This window comes from Roseofilum reptotaenium CS-1145 (assembly GCF_028330985.1).
Classification (GTDB): domain Bacteria; phylum Cyanobacteriota; class Cyanobacteriia; order Cyanobacteriales; family Desertifilaceae; genus Roseofilum; species Roseofilum reptotaenium.
The window spans coordinates 12,993-33,665 of the sequence record NZ_JAQMUE010000040.1 but is presented as its reverse complement, the minus strand read 5'-3'; the positions used below and the strand labels follow the sequence as shown (position 1 = coordinate 33,665).

Annotated in this window: 13 protein-coding genes; 7 read left to right on the top strand and 6 right to left on the bottom strand. The window is 45.1% G+C overall.

From position 1 onward, the window contains the following. The first annotated feature begins 50 nt into the window (after positions 1 to 50). From PN466_RS06610 to murJ, 6 genes are all read left to right on the top strand, one after another. Positions 51 to 374, top strand: coding sequence for a phasin family protein (locus PN466_RS06610; RefSeq protein WP_271937968.1), 324 nt, complete (start codon positions 51 to 53; stop codon positions 372 to 374). 40 nt (positions 375 to 414) lie between these two features. Beyond that, complete coding sequence (locus PN466_RS06605; protein ID WP_271937965.1) at positions 415 to 963, top strand: FKBP-type peptidyl-prolyl cis-trans isomerase; 549 nt, start codon at positions 415 to 417, stop codon at positions 961 to 963. Positions 964 to 1,155: 192 nt separating this feature from the next. Then, positions 1,156 to 5,214, top strand: a complete 4,059-nt coding sequence (locus PN466_RS06600) for a pentapeptide repeat-containing protein (protein WP_271937963.1) — start codon at positions 1,156 to 1,158, stop codon at positions 5,212 to 5,214. After that, positions 5,211 to 5,378: a hypothetical protein gene (locus PN466_RS06595; RefSeq protein ID WP_271937961.1), complete on the top strand. Its 168-nt coding sequence runs from the start codon at positions 5,211 to 5,213 to the stop codon at positions 5,376 to 5,378. Before PN466_RS06600 ends, PN466_RS06595 begins: the two co-directional genes overlap by 4 nt. An 86-nt stretch (positions 5,379 to 5,464) precedes the next feature. Then, positions 5,465 to 6,436, top strand: coding sequence for a hypothetical protein (locus PN466_RS06590; RefSeq protein WP_271937958.1), 972 nt, complete (start codon positions 5,465 to 5,467; stop codon positions 6,434 to 6,436). 106 nt (positions 6,437 to 6,542) lie between these two features. Next, entirely contained in the window at positions 6,543 to 8,156 is a 1,614-nt protein-coding gene (murJ, locus tag PN466_RS06585) for a murein biosynthesis integral membrane protein MurJ (protein ID WP_271937957.1), read from the top strand. A 113-nt stretch (positions 8,157 to 8,269) separates the two neighbouring features. Here the strand turns inward: murJ and PN466_RS06580 are convergent, their stop codons facing one another. Beyond that, the gene (locus tag PN466_RS06580; RefSeq protein WP_271937956.1) at positions 8,270 to 9,358 is read right to left on the bottom strand and encodes a helix-turn-helix domain-containing protein; all 1,089 of its coding nucleotides are present in this window, start codon (positions 9,356 to 9,358) and stop codon (positions 8,270 to 8,272) included. Between the two features lie 733 nt (positions 9,359 to 10,091). Here PN466_RS06580 and PN466_RS26220 point away from each other — a divergent pair. Further along, positions 10,092 to 10,367, top strand: coding sequence for a tetratricopeptide repeat protein (locus PN466_RS26220; protein WP_390889976.1), 276 nt, complete (start codon positions 10,092 to 10,094; stop codon positions 10,365 to 10,367). A gap of 257 nt (positions 10,368 to 10,624) precedes the next feature. Here the strand turns inward: PN466_RS26220 and PN466_RS06570 are convergent, their stop codons facing one another. The 5 genes from PN466_RS06570 to PN466_RS06550 all read right to left on the bottom strand — a co-directional run bounded on the left by PN466_RS06570 (position 10,625) and on the right by PN466_RS06550 (position 20,659). Beyond that, positions 10,625 to 11,755 carry a glycosyltransferase gene (locus PN466_RS06570; protein WP_271937955.1) on the bottom strand — a complete coding sequence of 377 codons (1,131 nt, stop codon included), beginning with the start codon at positions 11,753 to 11,755 and terminating at the stop codon, positions 10,625 to 10,627. Positions 11,756 to 11,972: 217 nt separating this feature from the next. After that, positions 11,973 to 13,127, bottom strand: a complete 1,155-nt coding sequence (locus PN466_RS06565) for a UDP-sulfoquinovose synthase (RefSeq protein ID WP_271937954.1) — start codon at positions 13,125 to 13,127, stop codon at positions 11,973 to 11,975. 121 nt (positions 13,128 to 13,248) lie between these two features. After that, positions 13,249 to 15,021, bottom strand: a complete 1,773-nt coding sequence (locus tag PN466_RS06560) for an N-acetylmuramoyl-L-alanine amidase (RefSeq protein WP_271937952.1) — start codon at positions 15,019 to 15,021, stop codon at positions 13,249 to 13,251. A gap of 20 nt (positions 15,022 to 15,041) precedes the next feature. Then, positions 15,042 to 15,812, bottom strand: coding sequence for a Uma2 family endonuclease (locus PN466_RS06555; protein WP_271937949.1), 771 nt, complete (start codon positions 15,810 to 15,812; stop codon positions 15,042 to 15,044). Between the two features lie 158 nt (positions 15,813 to 15,970). Then, entirely contained in the window at positions 15,971 to 20,659 is a 4,689-nt protein-coding gene (locus PN466_RS06550) for a WD40 domain-containing protein (protein WP_271937946.1), read from the bottom strand. Positions 20,660 to 20,673 lie beyond the last annotated feature (14 nt).

Below are 20,673 nucleotides of genomic sequence, written 5' to 3'. Positions count from 1 at the left end.
TCCGGGAACTGATCCCCCTGTAAAACCGTTCAACCCAACAACCCAACCCTATGGATAACAATAATTTGATTAATCAATTACTCATGCTTGGAGTCGGAACAACCTCAATTGTCGCTGAAAAGCTCAAAGAAGCCAGTGAAGAATGGGTGAAAAACGGCACGATCAACCCAGATCAGGCCAAAGATATGATGGATGACTTGGTAGACCAGCTTAAAACCGAGCAAGGCAGCTTCGATGAACACTTGCAACGCCAACTGCGGAATTTGTTGATGGACTGGGGGGTTCCCCGTCAGTCTGAGATGGATGAGTTGCGCGGAAGGCTAGACCGATTGGAGCGACAAGTGCGAGACTTGGAAAATAAACTGTGGCGTTAATGACGCTCTTGAATCGACGATCGCATTGAGGAAAAGTTACGTGAAAGAAATTTGGATTACCTTTGGGGTTATGGTGACCTGTGCCGTGATTTTGGTGGCCGCACAATTATTGGGTTCGCCCAGTGAGGCTAATGCTGCTAAGGTATCAGAGGTTTCCCCTGCGGAAATCACTGAAATTACCGATCGAGGAGCAACTCAACTGATGGCTAGTGCCGAAAATAGCAGTGAAAATTTAGCCCCAGCAGAAGCAACAATGACCCCATCGGGTCTCAAGTATGTTGATGTGGTAGTGGGAGAAGGAAAAAGCCCAGAAAAAGGCAATAAAGTGACGGTTCACTATACGGGAACCTTAGAAGAAAATGGGAAAAAATTCGATAGTTCCCGCGATCGTAATCGCCCCTTTACCTTCACCATTGGCGTTGGCCAAGTGATCGAAGGCTGGGATGAGGGCGTAATGTCTATGAAAGTCGGCGGACGCAGAAAACTGACCATTCCCCCAAATTTAGGTTATGGCGAAAGAGGGGCAGGCGGTGTCATCCCCCCCAATGCGACCTTGGTTTTTGATGTGGAACTCTTGGACGTTAAATAGCTCCCTAGTAGGCTGTATTAGGGCAAGTGTTTAGAAAATCTGTAGGGGCGAACGGCTGTTCGCCCCTACATGCCATTTGTTTCAGCGATGCTCCCCCCATTCCGCCACCTCCCTTGGACTTACTCACTCAACTGGCTGCTAATCTAAAGCGATTAAAATCAAAAGAGGAGATTCCAAGGGAAGAAAGCTGCCATGTCGGAACGGAAAGATACCGAAAACCTACCCCGTCGCCGCCGTCGCCGGAGTAGTCAGGAACCACAGAATCAGAACACTCAACCGAAGCGGAATCGCCGGTTTAGCCGCAGTCGCCCACCTGTCACCGAAGAACAACTCAAACCGGGGGCAAATTTATCGAGCGCGATTTTGAGCGATCGCAACCTAACAGGAAAAAATTTACAAAATGTTTCTTTCACTCATGCCGTTTTGCGAGGGGCAAACCTGGAAGATGCCGATTTGACGGGTGCAGATCTCAAGTGGGCACACCTTCACGACAGTCAAATTAACGAAAATACCCGCCTCGATCCGAAGTGGAAATTAGTTTGGGAATTGGTAAATTTGAGACATGAAAATCGGGACTGTTCCGGTGCTGATTTGTCATTCGCAATTTTAGACGAATCCGATTTACAAAGCATTAATTTTTCCGGTGCAAATTTATCCCAATGTCGCCTCAGTGATTCAAATTTGAGTGAAGCCAACTTTCAGGATACCAATTTGACTCAAGTTTTTGGCCGACAAGCCAATTTTAAATCGGCTAACTTTAACGAAGCCAAATTACATCGGCTTAACTGCGATCGCTGTGACTTTTCGGGGGCGAACTTTCAAGATGCCGATTTATCTGACGCATTCTTGCAAAACTCCAATTTGAAAGGCGCAGACTTTCGGGGCGCAAATTTGAGCCATACTCGTTTGGAAAATTCTTGTTTGGAAGGGGTTGCGATCGACGATCGCACCCGTTTAGATGCGCGAAATATGGCACTGTGGAAACTCTTCAACCTCACCCATGCGGACGGCAATTTACAGGGTTTGTGGTTCCAAAAGGGAGAGCTGCGCGATCGCGACTTTCGAGGCTACAATTTCAGCAATGCTGTTCTCGGAAAAACCGATCTCAGAAATTGCGATTTTAGCGGTGCAAACTTAGCCAATGTCAGCTTGAACCGTGCAGATTTGCGGGGCGCTAATTTTCTCGGCGCGAACCTGACAGGAGCCGATCTACGACTCAGTATTATTGATGAAAATACCCAACTCGATCCGCAATGGAAATTATTTTGGCAGTTGGCTAATCAAGACACTCAAAACTTGGAACTCCAGGGACAAGATTTGCCGGGATTGAAATTAATTGCCCTCGAATTAACCGATATTAACTTCAGGGGGGCTAATCTTAAAAATGGCAGTTTTAACAGCTCAAATTTAACTCGGATTGATTTTAGTCAAGCCGATCTAGAATCAGTAGATTTCACCGGGACAAAATTTGATGCGATTAATTTTTCGGGGGCAAACTTGACGGATGCCAAGATGTTTGATGCAGATTTGCATGACATGAACTTGCAGGGAGCAACATTGATTAAAGTCTCTCTTTGTAAAGGCAATCTCAGTTGCCAAAATTTACAAAATCAGAATCTCAGCCAAGCCGATTTTCGAGAAGCAAATTTGAGCAATGCGGATTTATCGGGGGCTAATTTAAGCCAAGCTAACCTGAATCGCAGCGATCTCACAGGGGCTAATGTACGGGATGCCAATTTGGAAATGGCAGCCATTTCGGGAGCGGTTTGGGAAGGGACAACGTGCGATCGCGCCAATTTTTCGCTCATCTCCTGTACTCAAGTTAATTTCAGTCAAATCAGCTTGCAGGATGCTAATTTCCAAGATGTCAATTTGCCAGATGCGAACTTCAGCCAAGCCAACCTATCGGGTGCAAACTGCGATCGCGCCAAACTGCCGAAGGGAAATTTTCAAGCGGCAATGTGTAACGGTGTTAATTTCCAAAATGCCGATTTAGAACACTCGGATTTCAGCCATTCGAGCCTGTGCAGTGCCGATCTTCGGGGTGCGAACCTGTGCGGAACCAATCTCAAAAATGTGGCGATCGATCGTTCAACTCAATTTGATCGCACGGGACGGATTTTGTGGGAATTGCAAAACCGAAGTTATGCGGGACAAGATCTCCGAGGACTGGATTTGAGAGATCGGGATTTCCAAGGAGTTAACTGGGATGGGGTTAACTTAGAAAATGCCAATTTGAGCAACTGTAATTTTGCCGGAGCGAGTTTAGTTGGGGCAAACTTAAAAGGGACAGCTCTATCTAAAACCAACTTCGATCGCGCCAATCTCAGCCATGCCAATTTAGAGGAAATGAGGAGCGATCATATGCTGTCATTTCGGCAAGCAAACCTCAGCCATGCCAATCTCCAACATCTCAATTTGTTGAATTTATCTGGTGCAAATCTCAGGCACGCAAACCTCACAGATGCCAACTTAGCAGGAGCAAATTTGAATGACTCCGATCTGCGAGATGCCAATCTTAATCAAGCCAATTTAACCAGAACGGAAATTAATCAAAATACCCAACTCGATCCGAAATGGCGGTTGGTTTGGCAACTTCTCAATCAAGAAGATTTTGCCGCAGAGTTGACGGATGTCGATCTGAGCGAAGCCTACTTAGCTAGAAGTGAATTTGTCGGGAAAAATTTAATGGGTGTCAATTTTACGCATACGAATTTAGAACAAGCCAATTTAAACCATGCCAATTTAGACGGCGCGAATTTGGATGGCGTGAATTTGAACGAAGCTAACTTAATTGGAACGGTGATTTCCAGAGCATTAAATGTGAGCGATCGCGTCCGAGAACTGTGGGAGCTTGCCAACCCCTCTTCGGATCGAAAAGATTACCAAAATGCCAACTTAGAAAATGCCAATTTTGCCGGGATGGATTTGCGGGAATGCAATTTCAGTCATGCCAACCTGACAGCCGCAAATCTGGAAAACGCAAACTTAGAGAATGCGAACCTAAACGGCGCAAACTTAGAAGAAGCCAATCTAGAAAATGCCAATCTAAACGGTGCCAATTTAACACAGCTTGAAGGTAATTATGCTAACTTTAGCCATGCAAGTTTTATCGGTGCAGATCTGAGTCATGCAGAATTTGACGATGCCAGCTTTTCCGAAGCCAATTTAGCGGGTGCAAACCTCAGTCATGCTACATTTCACGGTGCATATTTACATCAAGCCTGTCTGCGGGATGCGACACTCTGTTACGTTACATTTGATTGGAGTGATGATGGAACAAATTTAGAACACGCAGATTTAGAAAATGCCGATTTGGAAGGGGCAAATTTATTGGGTTCTTATCTGAGTAATGCCAATCTCCAAAATATCAATTGGACGGGGGCAAATTTAGAAAACGTACAGTTTCAAAGGGCGAACTTACAAGGTGCAGATTGGTCTCAAGTGGCACAGTGTGTCAAAGTAGAATTGCGGGATGCCAATTTGCAGAATGCCAACTTCCAGGAATTAAATTTATACCGAATGATTTTGCAAGGTGTCAATCTCAGTGGCGTTGATTTACGAGGGGCTAATTTACAGGGAGCCGATTTTAAAGAGTGTCAGATTGATGATTTGACTCAGTGGGACGAAAAATGGCAGGTGATTTGGGAAATTGTCAATCAAAACCGTCGGGTTGACTTACAGGGACAAGATTTGGAAGGTGCATATTTGGTGGGGGTGGATTGGCATGGTGTTAATTTACAATCGACTAATTTGGCGGGAGCGATGTTACACCATGCCAATTTGGAAGGCGCTAATTTAGAGAATGCGAACTTGAATCAGGCGCATTTGATACAAGCAAATTTGACACAAGCCAACTTGAATGGTGCGGATTTACGAAATACCAATTTAACCCAGGCGAATTTGACGGGAGCGCAGTTATTGAGGGCGCAGTTGGAAGGGGCAAATTTGAGTTCGGCAAAAACGCGAGATGCCAATTTTGGCGATCGCACTTCTGCTTCCATCGAACAAATCATTCAAACCGTCCGAGAAGCGCGATCGCCCGGTTTATTAGAACAGTTGAAATTAGCAGGTTTCAATCCAAAAACTGATTTAGCCGGACAAGATTTGAGCAGACTGCAATTAAACAATATCAATTTATCCGGTTTTGACTTGCGGGGAGCAAAATTGATTCAAGCCAATTTAAGTGAAACTAATCTCAGTCAGTCAGACTTGACGGATGCGGATTTAACCGGAGCATTTTTAAGATGAATTCTGGAAGTTTAGGTTCTCCAAATCTGACGGATGCGGACTTGCGGGGTGCTAAATTAGGGGTTTGTGGAAATGATATTAATTTAACTCGAACCAAAATTGATAAAAAGACTCAAACTGACGATCGATTTATGGCACTCTGGAATCGAATGAATTCCAATTAAAGGTTATTATCGGAGATGAATCAATAACCCACTCCTCCTGCTAACCCTACGAGAGTTGGCAACTACAATCGTTAATCAGACTGGATATGACGCGCCAACCCCACGATCAATTCGCCAAACAATACCTTAAAGAACTCCTAGAACCCCTGGGAACCGTAGAAATTAGTCGAGAAATTCCCGGCGAAACCTTACAAATTGACCTGTTTTTTCAACCTGCTCCCGAACCGCCAAGCAACCCACCTGCTTTGGGTTTGCTGAGGCAATTAGCTGCTACCCCATCTTTGTGGGAACCCTTCCGCAATTGTCCGACTAACCCAGAAATTCGCAATTGCATTCTCAAACTGTTCTATGTCCATGGAGAACTACAACGGCAAGCCAAACGCCAAAAACAAACTCTTCAGGAAAGCGAATTACCGCAACTCTGGATACTAACGCCAACCCTTTCTGAACGAGCGATCGAATTCTGCGGCGCTCGCTCTAACTTAGAACAGTGGTGTTCTGGAGTTTATTTACTTCCTGAGCTAACCAAAACGGGAATAATTGCCATTAACCAACTGCCAGAAACCCCAGAAACGCTATGGTTGAGACTGTTGGGAAAAGGGGGAACTCAGAAAAGAGCCATTCAAGAGGTGGTTGAATTGCCCCCAGATCATCCTCAACAGCACAATATTTTGGAACTGATTGGGATTTGGCAGATTAATGTAGAAACTAGAATAGACTTAAATCCAGAAGATCGGGAGTTAATTATGGAATTATCACCAGCTTACATAAAATGGCGCGAAGATACGATTCAACTCGGACTTGAACGAGGAATTGAGCAAGGAATTGAGCAAGGAATTCAACAAGGAATTCAACAGGGACTGGAGCAGTTGCGGCAAACCCAACGTTTAATGATGGAAACGTTGCTCAGGAACCGGTTTGGTTCTTTAGATGAGGAGTTAACAGCAATTGTAGATCGCTTGCTGGAATTGTCTCCAGAAGAGGCGGTTTCGGTGAGTATGCAAAATTCCCGCGAAGAGCTGTTAGCCCGGTTTAGTGAGCAGGGTGACGGGGAATAGAGGAATGGGGGGATGGGGAAGACGTGGAGACGCGGTGATACACTATTACCCCAATTGTTTCGGCTGTCGCCGACATGAAAATTATTAATTGTTTAATTATTAGATTGTGTCAGAATCTTCTAAATCATCTCGCTCTTTAGCGGGAATTGCGGGGTTAGTGGCGATCGCCACCTTAGTCAGTAAAGTAGCCGGTTTAGTTCGCCAACAGGCGATCGCGGCGGCTTTTGGCGTGGGGCCGGCGGTAGATGCTTATACTTATGCCTATGTAGTTCCCGGTTTTCTGCTCATCCTCCTAGGGGGGATTAATGGCCCATTTCACAGTGCCATTGTCAGTGCTTTAGCCAAGCGCAAACCGGAAGAGGCTGCGCCTTTGGTGGAAACGATTACTACATTAATTAGTCTGATTTTACTGCCCGTGACCCTATTTCTGATGGTGGCAGCCGATCCACTCATCAATTTGGTAGCTCCAGGACTCTTGCAAACGCCGGAAGGAATGGAGATTCATGCGATCGCCGTGGAACAACTGCGGATCATGGCTCCCCTGGCGCTCCTTGCGGGTTGGATTGGTATTGGATTTGGCACATTGAACGCGGGCGATCAGTATTTCCTCCCCTCCATTAGTCCCTTGTTTTCCAGTTTGACCATTTTAGCCAGTTTAGGCGCTCTCTTCCTGCAATTAGGCTCCGATATCATCAACCCCGAATATGCTCGCATCGGCGGTCAATTCCTAGCCTGGGGAACCCTGGGAGGTGCGGCGATCCAATGGTTAGCGCAACTGGTGGTGCAATGGCGATCGGGGTTGGGAACCCTGCGGCTCAGGTTTCAGTTTCGTCAACCGGGAGTGGGTCAAGTGTTGCGGGTTCTCGGCCCGGCAACCTTATCTTCGGGGATGATGCAAATTAACGTTTACACTGACCTGTTTTTTGCCTCGTTCATCCCCCAAACCGCCTCAGCGTTAGGATATGCGGGATTATTGGTGCAAACACCTTTGGGTATTCTCTCGAATATGCTCCTGGTTCCCCTGCTACCCGTTTTTTCTCGGCTTACGGAACCGGAAAATTGGCCGGAACTGAAGCAGCGCATCCGCCAAGGGATGATTCTCACGGCGCTGGCGATGTTACCGTTAGGGGGGTTGATGATTGCCCTGAGTGATGCGATCGTGCGGGTGGTGTACGAGCGCGGAGCCTTTAACCCGCAAGCCTCCCAGTTTGTCTCAAGTTTACTCGTAGCCTATGGCATCGGCATGTTTGTTTACTTAGGCCGAGATGTCTTGGTGCGTGTCTTTTATGCCCTCGGAGATGGTCAAACTCCATTTCGGATTAGCACGATCAGTATCGTCTTGAATGGGGTTTTAGATTATGTATTAATTCAGTCCTTTGGCGCACCGGGCCTGGTGTTAGCTACAGTTGGCGTTAACCTGTTTTCCATGGTGGCAATGATTATTTTGCTCGATCGCAAGCTTCAGGGTTTACGCTGGCAAGGGTGGATGTTTCCGATACTGAGCTTGACGGTGGTGAGTGCGATCGCCTCCTCCCTAGCATGGTTCATCAACGACACCTTAGAACAACTCTGGACAACCCCCAGCTTCCTCTTCCATCTCCTGCAACTCTCCATTTCCGGCTCCATCGGTTTAGGAATTTTCGCCCTCCTCTGCCTCCCGTTAAAATTACCGGAAACCGAAGCATTTATCGCTCGCATCCGACAAAAGTTAGGACGGTAATGTTTTGGTAGAGTGACAGTATCTGTAGGGGCGAACGGCCATTCGCCCCTATATGCCCTTATTTTCAGGGATTAATTCAATTCATCGTTGTGTAACTAGACCAAAGCAAAGCGCTATATGTAAAGTTTCGGATGAATTCCTGCAAATCCTGGCTTTAAGCTTTTAGTGAGTTTAGCTTCTGTAGGATAACGACCAGGAGAATAATTTTTGTAGTCGTCTTTATTAATAAGAAAGACTCGCCTGTAGTAATATTCTTCCCCTTCCCAGTCCCACAAAGGAGCGCCAACTTTTAGATCTGAATAGCCTACAATAATCACATCGTCACTATTAACACAAGAGATTTCACGAGATAATCCTGTTCGCCCTGGTATTCGATCGGGGCCAAAGCAACGTACCCAGGGAAACGCATTAATATCTTTAAGCCAAACTAAGGCCTCTTCGTATCTGAGATAATCTTCCACGTTCTCCTCTCTAACTTGATGGCATTTTTCCATTTGTCTTACCAAGCTTTGTTTAGGGATTAATTTTCTTACTGGAGGTTCTCTTGAAGTATCTAAATCATCAATGTTCGGATCTATTTTTCTTGATAAAATAGATCCATCTATCTGACAATTGTGGATATTGTGATAATCCCAAGTCTTAATTGCTTGAGCTATACTTTCTTCAGCAGAATCTGCAGAGATATACACTTTAGCATTTGCTTTAATCGGTATATTAACCTCGTGAATCCCTCTTTTTCCTTCCTCACCGTAAATATCTTCTGGTTCGTCGTACATATTTTTAAGTACCCGTCGAATAGTTCTCTCGCTAGGATGATCGGCTTCTCCTAGCTTTGTAGCCCTTTCTTGTACTTTTAAGGCAATCTCTTTTATACTTATTCGTCTGCCTTTGATCAGTTCCTCCATGTAAGTATCCTGAATAAATTCTTGCCACTCTTGAGAAATTCGATGCTTAGTTTTATCAGCTCTAGTGGTGGGAAAGAGGGCTGAAACTCCATTTTCTTTCCAGTCCTTCATCAATCGCTGCACAGTTCGCTTGGATTTACCGAGCTTCTGAGCAGCTTCCTCCAGCTTTTGCTTGTATGTCTTGCGATCGCAAGGCTCAGACAAAGACTGAACTACCTCTAGCCGCAGCTTTTCCTCCTGGGACATTTGGCCATAGATCAGAGAGTATATATCCTCTCTACTCATATGTTCTTCCATACTTTCCTCTTCCTAAGTGGATTTGATCTTCAGTCTATACAATTCCAGATTATTCGTCAATATTTTTTTTAGAGTGACAAATTAAATGTTACTCTTTCTGTAAAGTAGCTGCATTCCTGAAAAAACATTGGGTACAGGTTGTTCATCTTGCCCAGCAAGAAGCTCTCAAAACATTACAGAGCAAGGAATACAGGGATTATAGTGATTCCAAATAAGAGACAGATATAGTGTAATACCATTTCTCTATGAAGTTGCGCTTAATAAGGCATCGACCAAGTAGCCCCATCCAGTAATCGAGGAGATCGTTACCTTATCGAAGGAATCAAGGACTTGTGAAAGCCTTTGCTGTAGCCTTTTCAGGTCTTTACAGTTCTGCCATCTTAGCTTGGCTTTTAATTCTTCCCATAATCGCTCAATGGGGTTGAGTACTGATTTACCAATAATTGAAAACACTGACCCTCTAGATGAGAAAACTCATAAAAATAGCTTTCTCCACTGGTGATATCTACCGCACCATACAGATAAAAGTTGTCCCTTTTCCACTGTACACTTCCCTCGGGTTTCACTCCCTGTTTTTGACTTGCTTAAGCGATTTTGAAGTTCCCTCACACTTTCTGAGATACTCACTTTTAACCGACCTGCCATAAATACCTCTATATTCCTTATTCCTTTGCTCTTTTCCTACCCATTATTATACCCTTTCTCATGAAGCGCAGCTTCATAGGGAAATGGTATCAAAGGAAAAGTACTGACTGGACTTGGCGAACTCTCTCAGCTCCAAAACGACTATGAAACCGCCTTCTCCTATCACACTCAAGCGATCGCAATCTTAGAGAAACTTGGGGCAAAATGTGACCTCGCTGAAGCGTATTATCAACTGGGATTAACCTATCAAGAAACCGGAGAACTTGCCCAGAGCCAAGATGACTTTAACCGAGCTATTAAACTTTGGGAACAAATCAACGCGCCGAAACAAATGGCACGGGTACGGGAATCCATAAAAAAGTAAACCTTATCTCTCTTTTGTCACCCTGGGAAAACCCTTGTCTTGACTGAATTCTAGAACTCTTGCCATGTTGGGCGATCTCCCAACATGACAGAAGAAAGATAGATCCCAAATCGGTTCTATAGCAGAGAAAGAGTCAGTGAGGACAGGGTTCAAGACTGAAACCTAGCTACCATTTCCTATTCCCTATTCCCTATTCCCTATTCCCCAGCGCACAGCGCTATATAAAACCCTCTCCTACCCACCTTTTTGAGTCAACTCTAAGCTGCCAGCGGTTGCCGGGAATTAACTACAGCTTGATAATAGCGGTGTAGTTGGCGAGTGGCAGAACTCCAACCCCAGCGCTCGGCTTCCTGACGAGCATTTTGGCGCAGAGTATCGCGCTCGGCTTGATTATCGAGTAATTTCTGGGTAGCGGAAATCGCACCTTGGGGATCGGTGGGATCGAAGAGGTAGCCGTTTACGCCATCGGTCACAATATCCGTGATGCCGCCAGTTCCGGCAGCGACAACGGGACAACCCGCAGCCATGGCTTCGAGGAGAACCAAGCCGAGGGTTTCGGTGCTGGAGGGAAAGATAAAGGCATCAGCCGAAGCGAAGGCAGAAGCAAGAGTTTGGCCGCGCAGATAACCGACAAAATGGGTGGGCGTACCGGCAAAATGTTCTTCTAAAATAGCTCGGTTGGGGCCATCACCAACGAGTGCTAACCTTGCACCAGGGATGCTTTCAAGGACCGGTTTAATGCGATCGATTTCTTTTTCTGCACCTAATCGTCCGACGTAGAGGAGGAGGGGACTATCCGGATGCCCTTGGGAAAGGCGATCGCGCATTTCTCTAGAAGCTAAACTGGGATGGAACAGTTCCGTATCGACACCTCGCTGCCATAAATCCACCCGTTCAATCTCATGGTTAATCAGTTCCTGTACCATCACACTAGAAGTACAGAGGTTGAGATCGGCTTGATTATGGGCCCCTTTAAGCAACTCCCATAACAGAGGTTCTAACATGCCTAACCCATAGTGTTGCAAGTATTGGGGCAGATGGGTATGGTAAGAAGCCACCAGGGGAATATCAAACTTCTTGCCATAATAGAGTCCTGCTAAACCCAGGATCGCAGGATTAGCCACATGAATTAAGTCGGGATCGAAATCGGCGATCGCCTCCCCAATTGCCGGTCGTGGAAATGCCATCTTCAACTCTGGATACCAAGGCAACGGCATCCCTGATACCCCATAGATTTTAGCACCCTTATATTCCGTCAGTCCTCCCTCCGGACAAACGATCAATACGCGATCGCCCAACCGTTGCAGATGATCGACCGTTTGGGTTAGACGAGTAACAATACCATCAATTTTGGGTAAAAACGTTTCTGTAAATAGAGCAATTCTCATAAAAAAGCACAGTTCTAGAACAATATCGAAAAACCATCAATCGGGTAATGGGTGATATCATGCCCTCTTAAACCATTGCCATTGCGATCGGAGGGAAGCAATCGCCAAGATTACCAAAATTGGGAAGATTGCTTCATTCCTCTTCGCGACCTTCGCAATGACTTATCCTAACTGACTAGACGGATATGATATGACTAATAACGGGGGGCTGAACAAATTAATTCCGCCGCCAAGAGACTTTAGGAAGAATTTGACTCTCATCCACTCGACCTTTGTATGTTTGAGCCACATTAATCAAAGAATCAAGCAGGGACTCTTCTAAGTTATGCGGTTCTAAACCTAGATCTTTAAGCTTGGTGTTTTTCGCATTAAAATAATGCTCTTCCAATTCTACACGGGGATTATCCAGGTGGTTAATTTCCACCGATAATCCGAGGTGTTTACCTGCTTTAGCAACCATGACTGCTAAATCACTAATGCTAAACATTTCAGTGAACTGGTTAAAGACTCTAAATTCACCAGCATTGGCAGGATTATTTATCGCAATTTCAATACAGCGAACCGTATCGCGGATATCTAAAAAGCCTCTCGTTTGTCCACCTTTACCATAAACCGTAAGGGGATGACCGATCGCCGCTTGAATACAGAAGCGGTTGAGCGCGGTTCCGAATACACCATCATAATCGAGACGGTTGATCAGCAACTCGTCCCGTTTGGTTTGCTCCGTATGCACCCCATAAACCACCCCTTGGTTCAAGTCTGTGGCTCGCAAACCCCAAATCTTGCAGGCAAAATGGATATTGTGGCTATCATGAACTTTCGAGAGATGATAGAAACTTCCCGGTTGCTTCGGATAGGGAAGAGTATCTTTTCGTCCATTATGGTTAATCTCGATATAACCTTCTTCAATATCGATATTGGGCGTTCCATATTCACCCATCGTTCCCAATTTCACCAAGTGGGTGTCAGGAAACTCCTCTTTCATTGCAAATAAAAGATTCAAGTTTCCAACTACATTATTCGTCTGAGTCATGACCGCATGTTCGCGGTCAATCATCGAAAATGGAGCCGACCGCTGTTCCCCAAAATGGACAATCGCCTCGGGTTGAAATTGACGCAAAGAGCGAATCAGGAAATCATAATTGTTGATATCGCCAATAAACAGATCGATGGTTTTGCCGGTTAATTCATGCCATTTGCGTAACCGTTGCTGAATCGGTGCGATCGGTGTCAGGGTCTCAACACAAAGCTGTTGATCCCAATGACGACGCACGAGATTATCCAGAATCCCTACTTCATAACCATGGTCAGACAGATAAAGTGCGGTAGCCCACCCACAATAGCCGTCACCACCAATAACCAGGACTTTCATAACGTCACTCAATTCAAAATCATTTACCGATACTCGGTCAATGTATCAGGTTTGTGTCCCCTGTGACACATTTCTTAAAGAAATATTGCTATCGGAATTTTCCCTCTGTCTGCCGATCTCCCTAGGGCTTGTCGGTTTGAGTAACCCAAAGTGCAATACCATCAGCGAGAGTGTCTGCTAATTCTTGTTGGGACTGAGGATCGACGATCCACTCAAATTCTCGGGGGTTAATCATAAAGCCCAACTCTAACAGAACGGAAGGGGCGATCGCCGGACGAGTCAGAGCCAAATTGTTCCAAAACACCCCATAGGACGGCCGCTGGAGTTCATCCACCAAATATTGATGTAAAAACACCGCTAAACCATGGCTCTGGGGATGATACCAAAATGTGCCGATTCCAGCCGTATTCTCTGCATCTCCGGCATCGGGAAGGGCATTGTAATGGATGCTCAAGGCCAGATCTGGCTCCTGCGCTTCAATGATCTCCACCCGGTCGTGGGGCCAGAGGTCATCATCCCCTTCGCGGGTCATCAACACCGTTGCCCCTCGTTTTTGCAGAGCGTCCCGCAGTAGCTTAGAGACCACCAAATTCACATCTTTTTCTGGATACCCGTTTGGCCCCCTTGCACCCAAGTCATTCTCGCTCCCATGGCCGGGATCGAGTAAAATCCTCATGCCCTTTAAGGGTTGAGAGGATGAGCGAGAAGGCTGGGGAGGATGACGCAAGGATAAAATTAGGGTCGTACCTTCATAGCGCAGCTTGTAGCCCCATTGTTGCTCGGTTTTGAGGGCAAATGTATAGTCAATGCGTGTCGGTGAAACCTGCTCCCAATCGAGGCGCTCAATTAAAGGGCCATCATTGAGATAAATAGTATCGGTTTGAGCGGTAGTATTGTGCAAACTCAGGGTTAAACTATTTTGGCGCTGCTGAATACTAACGGGAACTGGGACTTGCAGGGGAAATACAATTTCCGTCCATCCAGAGGTTTGACGACCCTGAATACTGCGAATGAGGGAAACAGGAGGAGCTGCACTAGAAAAGACTCGTGTTTCTTCTCGTTTGATCCATGCACCGTAGTCTAATCTGAGCCATTCCCCTTCTTGGGCGGTAATTTTGGCGCGGGTTCCTTGCGGAAGGGGCGTTAACCGGGAATAGTTGGTACTTGGACCCGTACGAGCGACTCCATTTTCAGCAGTCACTTCGGCAATTTCAAATTGCTTAGGAGAAAGAATAGATACGGTTCCCGGAGCTGCTTGGGTTAAGGTTTGGCCGTTGAGCGTGAGGGTAAATTGGGGTTGACCTAAAATTTGCGCTTCTGAGGTGAGGGGAAGCGTCGCACAGCCTTTATAGGTGGTACTTGCAACGGTTGTCGGTTGGTTTTCTCCAGTGAGAACTGCTGAATTCGGCGGCAGTTGGGGCAGGGTAGAGAGGGGGGTTAAGGGTCGGGTTTGTTGGCCGAGGGTAACCGTAACGGTAGCTGGGGTGGGAGCAACAGCGGAAAAACAAACTTGTTCTCCAGGAGGTTTAGCGATATTGACTCCCGGTGTTAGCGATCCCTGGGCAAAATTCAAACCCACGGGAGCAGGAGGAAGGGCAGATTTGCGGAACACAGAGATCTGCTTTTCCTGATTCCCATGGCGCAGGGTAAAGGTATTCTCTCCCATTTCCAAGGAAAAACTAGGGGCAAAATGCCCTTGAGGAGAACGAGAAATGACTTGACCATTCACCTTAACCTCTCCTCCAACGGGAGCTGTACCAATGAGGAAGATGCGATCGGCCGTGGTCTCGTGGCGATCGCGAGGATAGGCAATAAAGATACCTGCATCAGCGACCGGAGGAGCGGCGATCGTTATGGTACTCAGAACGAGGATAGAAGATAAAGCAAATTTCACGGGATTATTAATACGATTAATTATTCGTTAATTTCAATACCAGCAGCTCGTAATTGGGCGGCTAGGCGATCGGCTCGCGATCGTTCAGCATCAGCCCGTTGACGCTCTGATTCGGCTCGTTGTCGTTCAGCATCAGCCCGTTGCCGTTCTTGCTCCACTTTTTCTGTCCCCCACAGCAATAGATTGTCCTGTTCATCCCACCAGCGTAGCCAATAGCTCTCTAGGTTTTCTCGACAACCTTGCCACACTCCTAAATATAAACCCATTTCGGGTATCCAAAATCGCCCTTCTGGATTCGGAGACTTCAGATTGTAGCGTTGGTGGTTACCTAAACGATAGAGTTCTAATTCTCCCGTTTTTGGGTCAAAAATCCCGTAATTGGGCACTTGTAGGATTTGCTCATAATAGAAATATTTGCCTGGAGGATAGGTCGCTTTTATCGAATATTCCCCTCCATCCGTATCCGATAAAAATTCTAGGACAATGACCGGTCGATCGCCTTGTAAGTTTGGGGTATAACTGCGGATTACCTCTGGACGCTCCACTCGGATTTGGGGAATATAAGCCCAATCAGGAGCTTTAACCACCATTTTGCCATTGACAGTGGCACAGATGCCATAGTTGGTTGGCGTTAGGGCACTTTCGGGTAATTTCCCAGCTTGGTCTAAACTCTCAGTTAGTGCAGCAGCTAGGGCGGGTTGATGAATATTATCCACAGGATCGTCAGGGAGTTGGAAGTCGTCCGGTAGTTTTTCCCAAGTAATTTTGTAGGCTGAGGAAGTGGCTAACATGGTTTCAGGTACTGGGAAGGGTCAATGTTGATTATTTTATCAGGTTGAGATGGGGAATAGGGAGACGCAGGAACGCGGAGAATGAGGTAATTCTAGGACAGTTCGGGCTATCAGAATTTATGGGGGACAATATCGCGATCGCCTATTCACTACATGGCTCAGGGATTTGCACACAAAGCAGCAGAACGGGAAGGCTGATGGTGCAAATAATCTTTTAGCCAGGCACAGCCGCGATCGAACCAATAGTCTAAATCATAATTAAACCGCCAAAGTCTAACTGTACCATCATGACTTGCAGAGGCAATCCATTGACCATCAGGGCTAAAGCTAACTTCATTGAGCCAATCCGTATGGCCTTCTAATGTCATGATTTCTTCTCCATTAAGTCGGGAAATTTTGACGGTTTTATCATCACTGGCAGAAGCAATCATTTGACCATCTGGACTGAAGCTAACACTAATCACTGGCGCGGTATGATTTTCAAATGTATTGACTAATGTCCCATCTAATTTCCAGAGTTTCACCGTTTTATCTCGACTTCCGGAGGCTAGTAGATTGCCATCGGGACTAAATCTGACACTGAAAATTGTACTTTTATGACCTCTAAATGTTGCCAAATCCGAGCCATCTAATGTCCAAATTTTAATCAGATTTTCATTTCCGGCAGAAGCAATCAATTGCCCATTTGGACTAAAATGAACCGCTTGAACGCCATCACTATGACCCGACAATATGGCAAGATTATTCCCATTTAGATCCCATAATTTTACGGTTCGATCTAAGCTGGCAGAGGCAATAGTTTGACCATCTGGACTAGAATCGACATCAAGTACTATATCCTGATGACCTCTGAAGGCACGAGTCGTACCATCGTGGAGCGATCGCCATGTTATGGTTCCATCTCGACTGCCATAAACGATCCTCTGCCCATCTGAACTAACATCGAGTCCATAGATTCTTTCTTGCTCTTGCACTAAGGTGGCTAATTCCTTTCCTTCTTGGACACTCCATAACCGGATACTGCCATCAGCACTACTGGAGATGATGGACTGGCGATCGGGAGTAAATTGAGCGGTATAGACTTTATCTTGATGACCCTTAAAAATTCTTAAGTCACTCCCCTGAAGTTTCCATAACTTCACCATACCATCGGCACTCGCTGAGGCGAGGGTTTGGCCGTCAGGGCTAAATATGACACTATTGACCCAATCATTATGACCGGAAATAGTAGAAATCACTTCTCCTTTCATATTCCATATAATGATGCTTTTATCTCGACTTCCAGAAGCCAAAATTTGACCATCCGGACTAAAACTTAATCCTAAAACTGTATCCCGATGGCCTTTAAGAGTGGCGATCTCTTGACCCTGCAAAGTCCAGAGTTTAATCAATCCCTTTTCATCAGCAGAAGCGAGAAATTTGCCATCCGGACTAAACTGCACGAACGTGACGGCACTTTGATGACCTCGATAAGTAAGGCGGTGTTTTCCCGTTATTGTCCAAATGTTTACTGTATGATCGTTGCTGGCAGAGGCGAGTAATTCTCCATCTGGACTAAAGCTAATCGATTCTACAGAATCTTGATGACGACGATAGGTGAGGAGAGTTTTACCCTCTAAATTCCAAAGTTTAACGGTTCCATCTCGACTACTAGAGGCTATCAATTCACTATTCAGACTAAAGGTTACGTTATATATGCGGTCTTGGTGTCCGTGGAAAGTTTTAATTGCAGAAAAGTTAGCCAGATCCCAAAGTTTAATTGTGCCATCAATGCTGGCAGAAGCCATCCATTGACCATCGGGACTAAAACTGACCCAATAAACTCGATCTTGATGGTCTTTTAGAGTGGTCAATAGAGTCCCATCTTGCTGCCAAATTTTGACTGCACCATTATTTTGAGCAGTGGCAATAAATTGGCCATTAGGACTAAAGTTGACATGATAAATAATGCTTTGGGTTTCTAAGCGATTGAATTCTTTGAGGTTGTAGATAGCGTTGGCGAGACTATTGATGACGTGATGAGTAATGTTGGCTGATTTTAAGCGGGGATGTTGGCCCAGTTGGGCGGCTGCTTCTAGGGCAGTGATGAGGGCTTCGAGTTGTTGTCCAGAAGTCGATCGCATTAAGGTTCTGGCAGTGGTGGATTGGGCGATGATACTTTGTTCTAGGGCAGAGATGGCGTTATTTTCGGCAATCTGACGTTGTTTGAAGGCTTCTTGTTGTTGATAATGGGCAGTTCCAGCAAAGAGTATGGCGAGTCCGGTGAGAATCAGGGAAATAATGGTCGCGGCTCGCATTCCAACGAGGAAGCGGCGATCGCTTTTTTGCCGTTGTTGTCTCTCCCGTTCTAGATCAGCCAGCAGTTGCGCTCCTTTTTTATGGCGAATAAAGGGGACTAAATAATCGTGAACTAATTGATAATGATCGTCGAGTTCTCCAGATAGATGGAGGACTAAACCAGATTTGACAAAGATTTCTAAGACTAAGTTGAGGCGATCGCCTTTTTGCTCTAAGGCTTTTTCTAAGCTGGCTTTGGTTTTTAGGGGACGGGTATTGTCATCATCTGTTAACAGGTATAACACTAATTCGGCGATTTCCTCTTGTTCCGGGCCGCAATCGCGCACCACTTCATCTAAGTAGACATCGATTAATACTTCTTTGGGATGACTGCCGAGCCTTTGATAATCACGCAAAGTGGTAATGCTTTGATTTTCCAGTTGAGCGCCAATCAGTTGCAGTTCAATCGGGCGAATTTCTTCTTGTTCTGTGGTTAAGTCTTCAACCAGGCGATCGATTAAGGATGGCTCTAAGGGAGTGGAAGAGCGATGGGTAAGATATTCAATAATCGTCTTTGCTTCTAAAGGTGAAAAATTACCCAAGTAATATAAAATATCTTCATAATTTTTATCTAATTCCCCCAAGTCAGTATATCGAGTTAATTCCAAGAGATAATAGATATAATCTTCTCGAATAGAAAGTACAATTTTTACATAGGCAATCTTCAGGCAAGCTTGGATGAAATCATAAAATTCTTGCCTTTCATTGCAGTCGGAATAATGGAGAAAAAATTCCTCCAATTGATCGAACAATAAAACTGGAATTTGATGGTGTTGAGTCATTTCCTCAACTCGCTGTAAAATAGCGCTAGAAGTAGGGCTAATCGCTCTAATTTGAAGACTACAATCTTCTTGCCAATGATGATAAACTTGAATAAAAATCGGGAAGTAATTATTCCCTTCAAAAGAACTGAGTTTGAGGGCCGTCACCAAACCCGCTTGTAGTAAGGAACTTTTGCCAACTCCAGAGGGGCCATAAATTACCGTGAGTTTACGGTCTCGTCGTTCCATCCGGGTCAACAAGTTATCAATATCTTCTTGTCTTCCAGAAGCCGCTACAATTTCGCGTGTTGTTTTGGTATTGTGTGAGGTAATATCTAAATGGGTAATTCTTTTCGGCTTAGGAAATCTACCCACTCCCATAAAAGATCGCAAACCATATTGGGCTTCAATTGAGCGTTTTTCTAGCTTAAAACTAAAGGATTTTAAGTATTTTTTGTCCTGCCAATAGAGCTTTATAGATTCCTCCAAAATCTCACTGTAAAGCTGGGTAGATAATTTGGGAATGCATTTTTTTTTCGCGACTTCGAGACGAGCGATCGCCCCTTGAAATTCTCCCAACTGAATTTGTGCTTTTGCCCTTAAAAAATAAAATCTAGACAGCTCATTTTTGAGAGTATCTCCTAGATTAGGATTGGATTCTAATGTCTGAATCGCTTGTTGCGCAAGAAGTTTTGCTTCCTGCCAACAGTGATTCTCTACGGCCACTTGTGCTAAATAGCCATAATCTTGAGCAAGTTGTAAGCTCGATCCATACAATTGATGAATGCTCAGAGCTTGTTCAGTAATAGATTTGAGATTTTCCCAGTTTTCTAAACTCTGTAAAATGGTTTGTAAGTAGCTCAGAACTACTCCCATTAAGTCTGGCTGATTCACTGTCTTGAAACAGTCCAACGCTTGGCAAAAATATTCTTGGGATAATTTATAATCACACACTTTCTCCTTCGGACTTTTGACTTTAGATTTTTCTAAATACACTAATCCCAAATGAAATACGACAAACCCTTTTGCTCTAATATTCGATAATTGATGCCAAGACTTGAGACTTTGGCATAGGCTATCAATAGCCTGATCGAATTGAGATTTAGAGCACTGAAGTTGAGCAAGCATAAACTCAAATTTTGCTTGCAATTCCAGAGTTAGTGTAGGATAAATGCGTTGAATATCTTTACTGAGCAAGTCTAAATCCAGTTGATGTAAGGAAGAACAGCAATAGGAAGCTGGATAATGTAATGACTCAAATAAAGTATGGGATTCTTCAGATAAAAACTTGAGGATATCTGCTTCAGAAATTGTGAAGCGAATGGGTGGCGGATTCCAACTGTTGATATCTGAGGCTAATCTGCCTAGATGACGTAAAATACCATCGGTTACCCAGAGGACAATGGGAAAGACAAAGCTTTGGCGAATTTGATCCCGTTTTTGATTGGCCGAAATCAGCAGCTCAGAAATTGAGCTGACTGATTCTAGACCTAAAATCATTAAGGCATCGGGAGATTGTCCTTCAATGGCTTTCAGAACAGCGGTATGAAACCCGGTGGCATGTTGGGGGAGGGTAATACTAAGAGTGTTAACCTGATATTCTTGGGTGAGCCGATGTAAGAGTTGGGTGCGTAAGCTGACGGAATTACAGGAAGCTTGGATCAGAGTAAATTTGCCGCGCCGTAATTTTAAGGTACGAGCTAGGGTTTTGAGCGATCGCTCATTTTCTAGTTCTGGTGTATCCTGCATTAACTGCTGTTTTC

Excerpts from the sequence above, each read along its gene's own strand:
- PN466_RS06610 (WP_271937968.1), top strand. The coding sequence starts at position 51 with ATGGATAACAATAATTTGATTAATCAATTACTCATGCTTGGAGTCGGA.
- PN466_RS06600 (WP_271937963.1), top strand. The coding sequence starts at position 1,156 with ATGTCGGAACGGAAAGATACCGAAAACCTACCCCGTCGCCGCCGTCGC.
- PN466_RS06595 (WP_271937961.1), top strand. The coding sequence starts at position 5,211 with ATGAATTCTGGAAGTTTAGGTTCTCCAAATCTGACGGATGCGGACTTG.
- PN466_RS06590 (WP_271937958.1), top strand. The coding sequence starts at position 5,465 with ATGACGCGCCAACCCCACGATCAATTCGCCAAACAATACCTTAAAGAA.
- PN466_RS06580 (WP_271937956.1), bottom strand. The coding sequence starts at position 9,358 with ATGGAAGAACATATGAGTAGAGAGGATATATACTCTCTGATCTATGGC.
- PN466_RS06570 (WP_271937955.1), bottom strand. The coding sequence starts at position 11,755 with ATGAGAATTGCTCTATTTACAGAAACGTTTTTACCCAAAATTGATGGT.
- PN466_RS06565 (WP_271937954.1), bottom strand. The coding sequence starts at position 13,127 with ATGAAAGTCCTGGTTATTGGTGGTGACGGCTATTGTGGGTGGGCTACC.
- PN466_RS06555 (WP_271937949.1), bottom strand. The coding sequence starts at position 15,812 with ATGTTAGCCACTTCCTCAGCCTACAAAATTACTTGGGAAAAACTACCG.
- PN466_RS06550 (WP_271937946.1), bottom strand. The coding sequence starts at position 20,659 with ATGCAGGATACACCAGAACTAGAAAATGAGCGATCGCTCAAAACCCTA.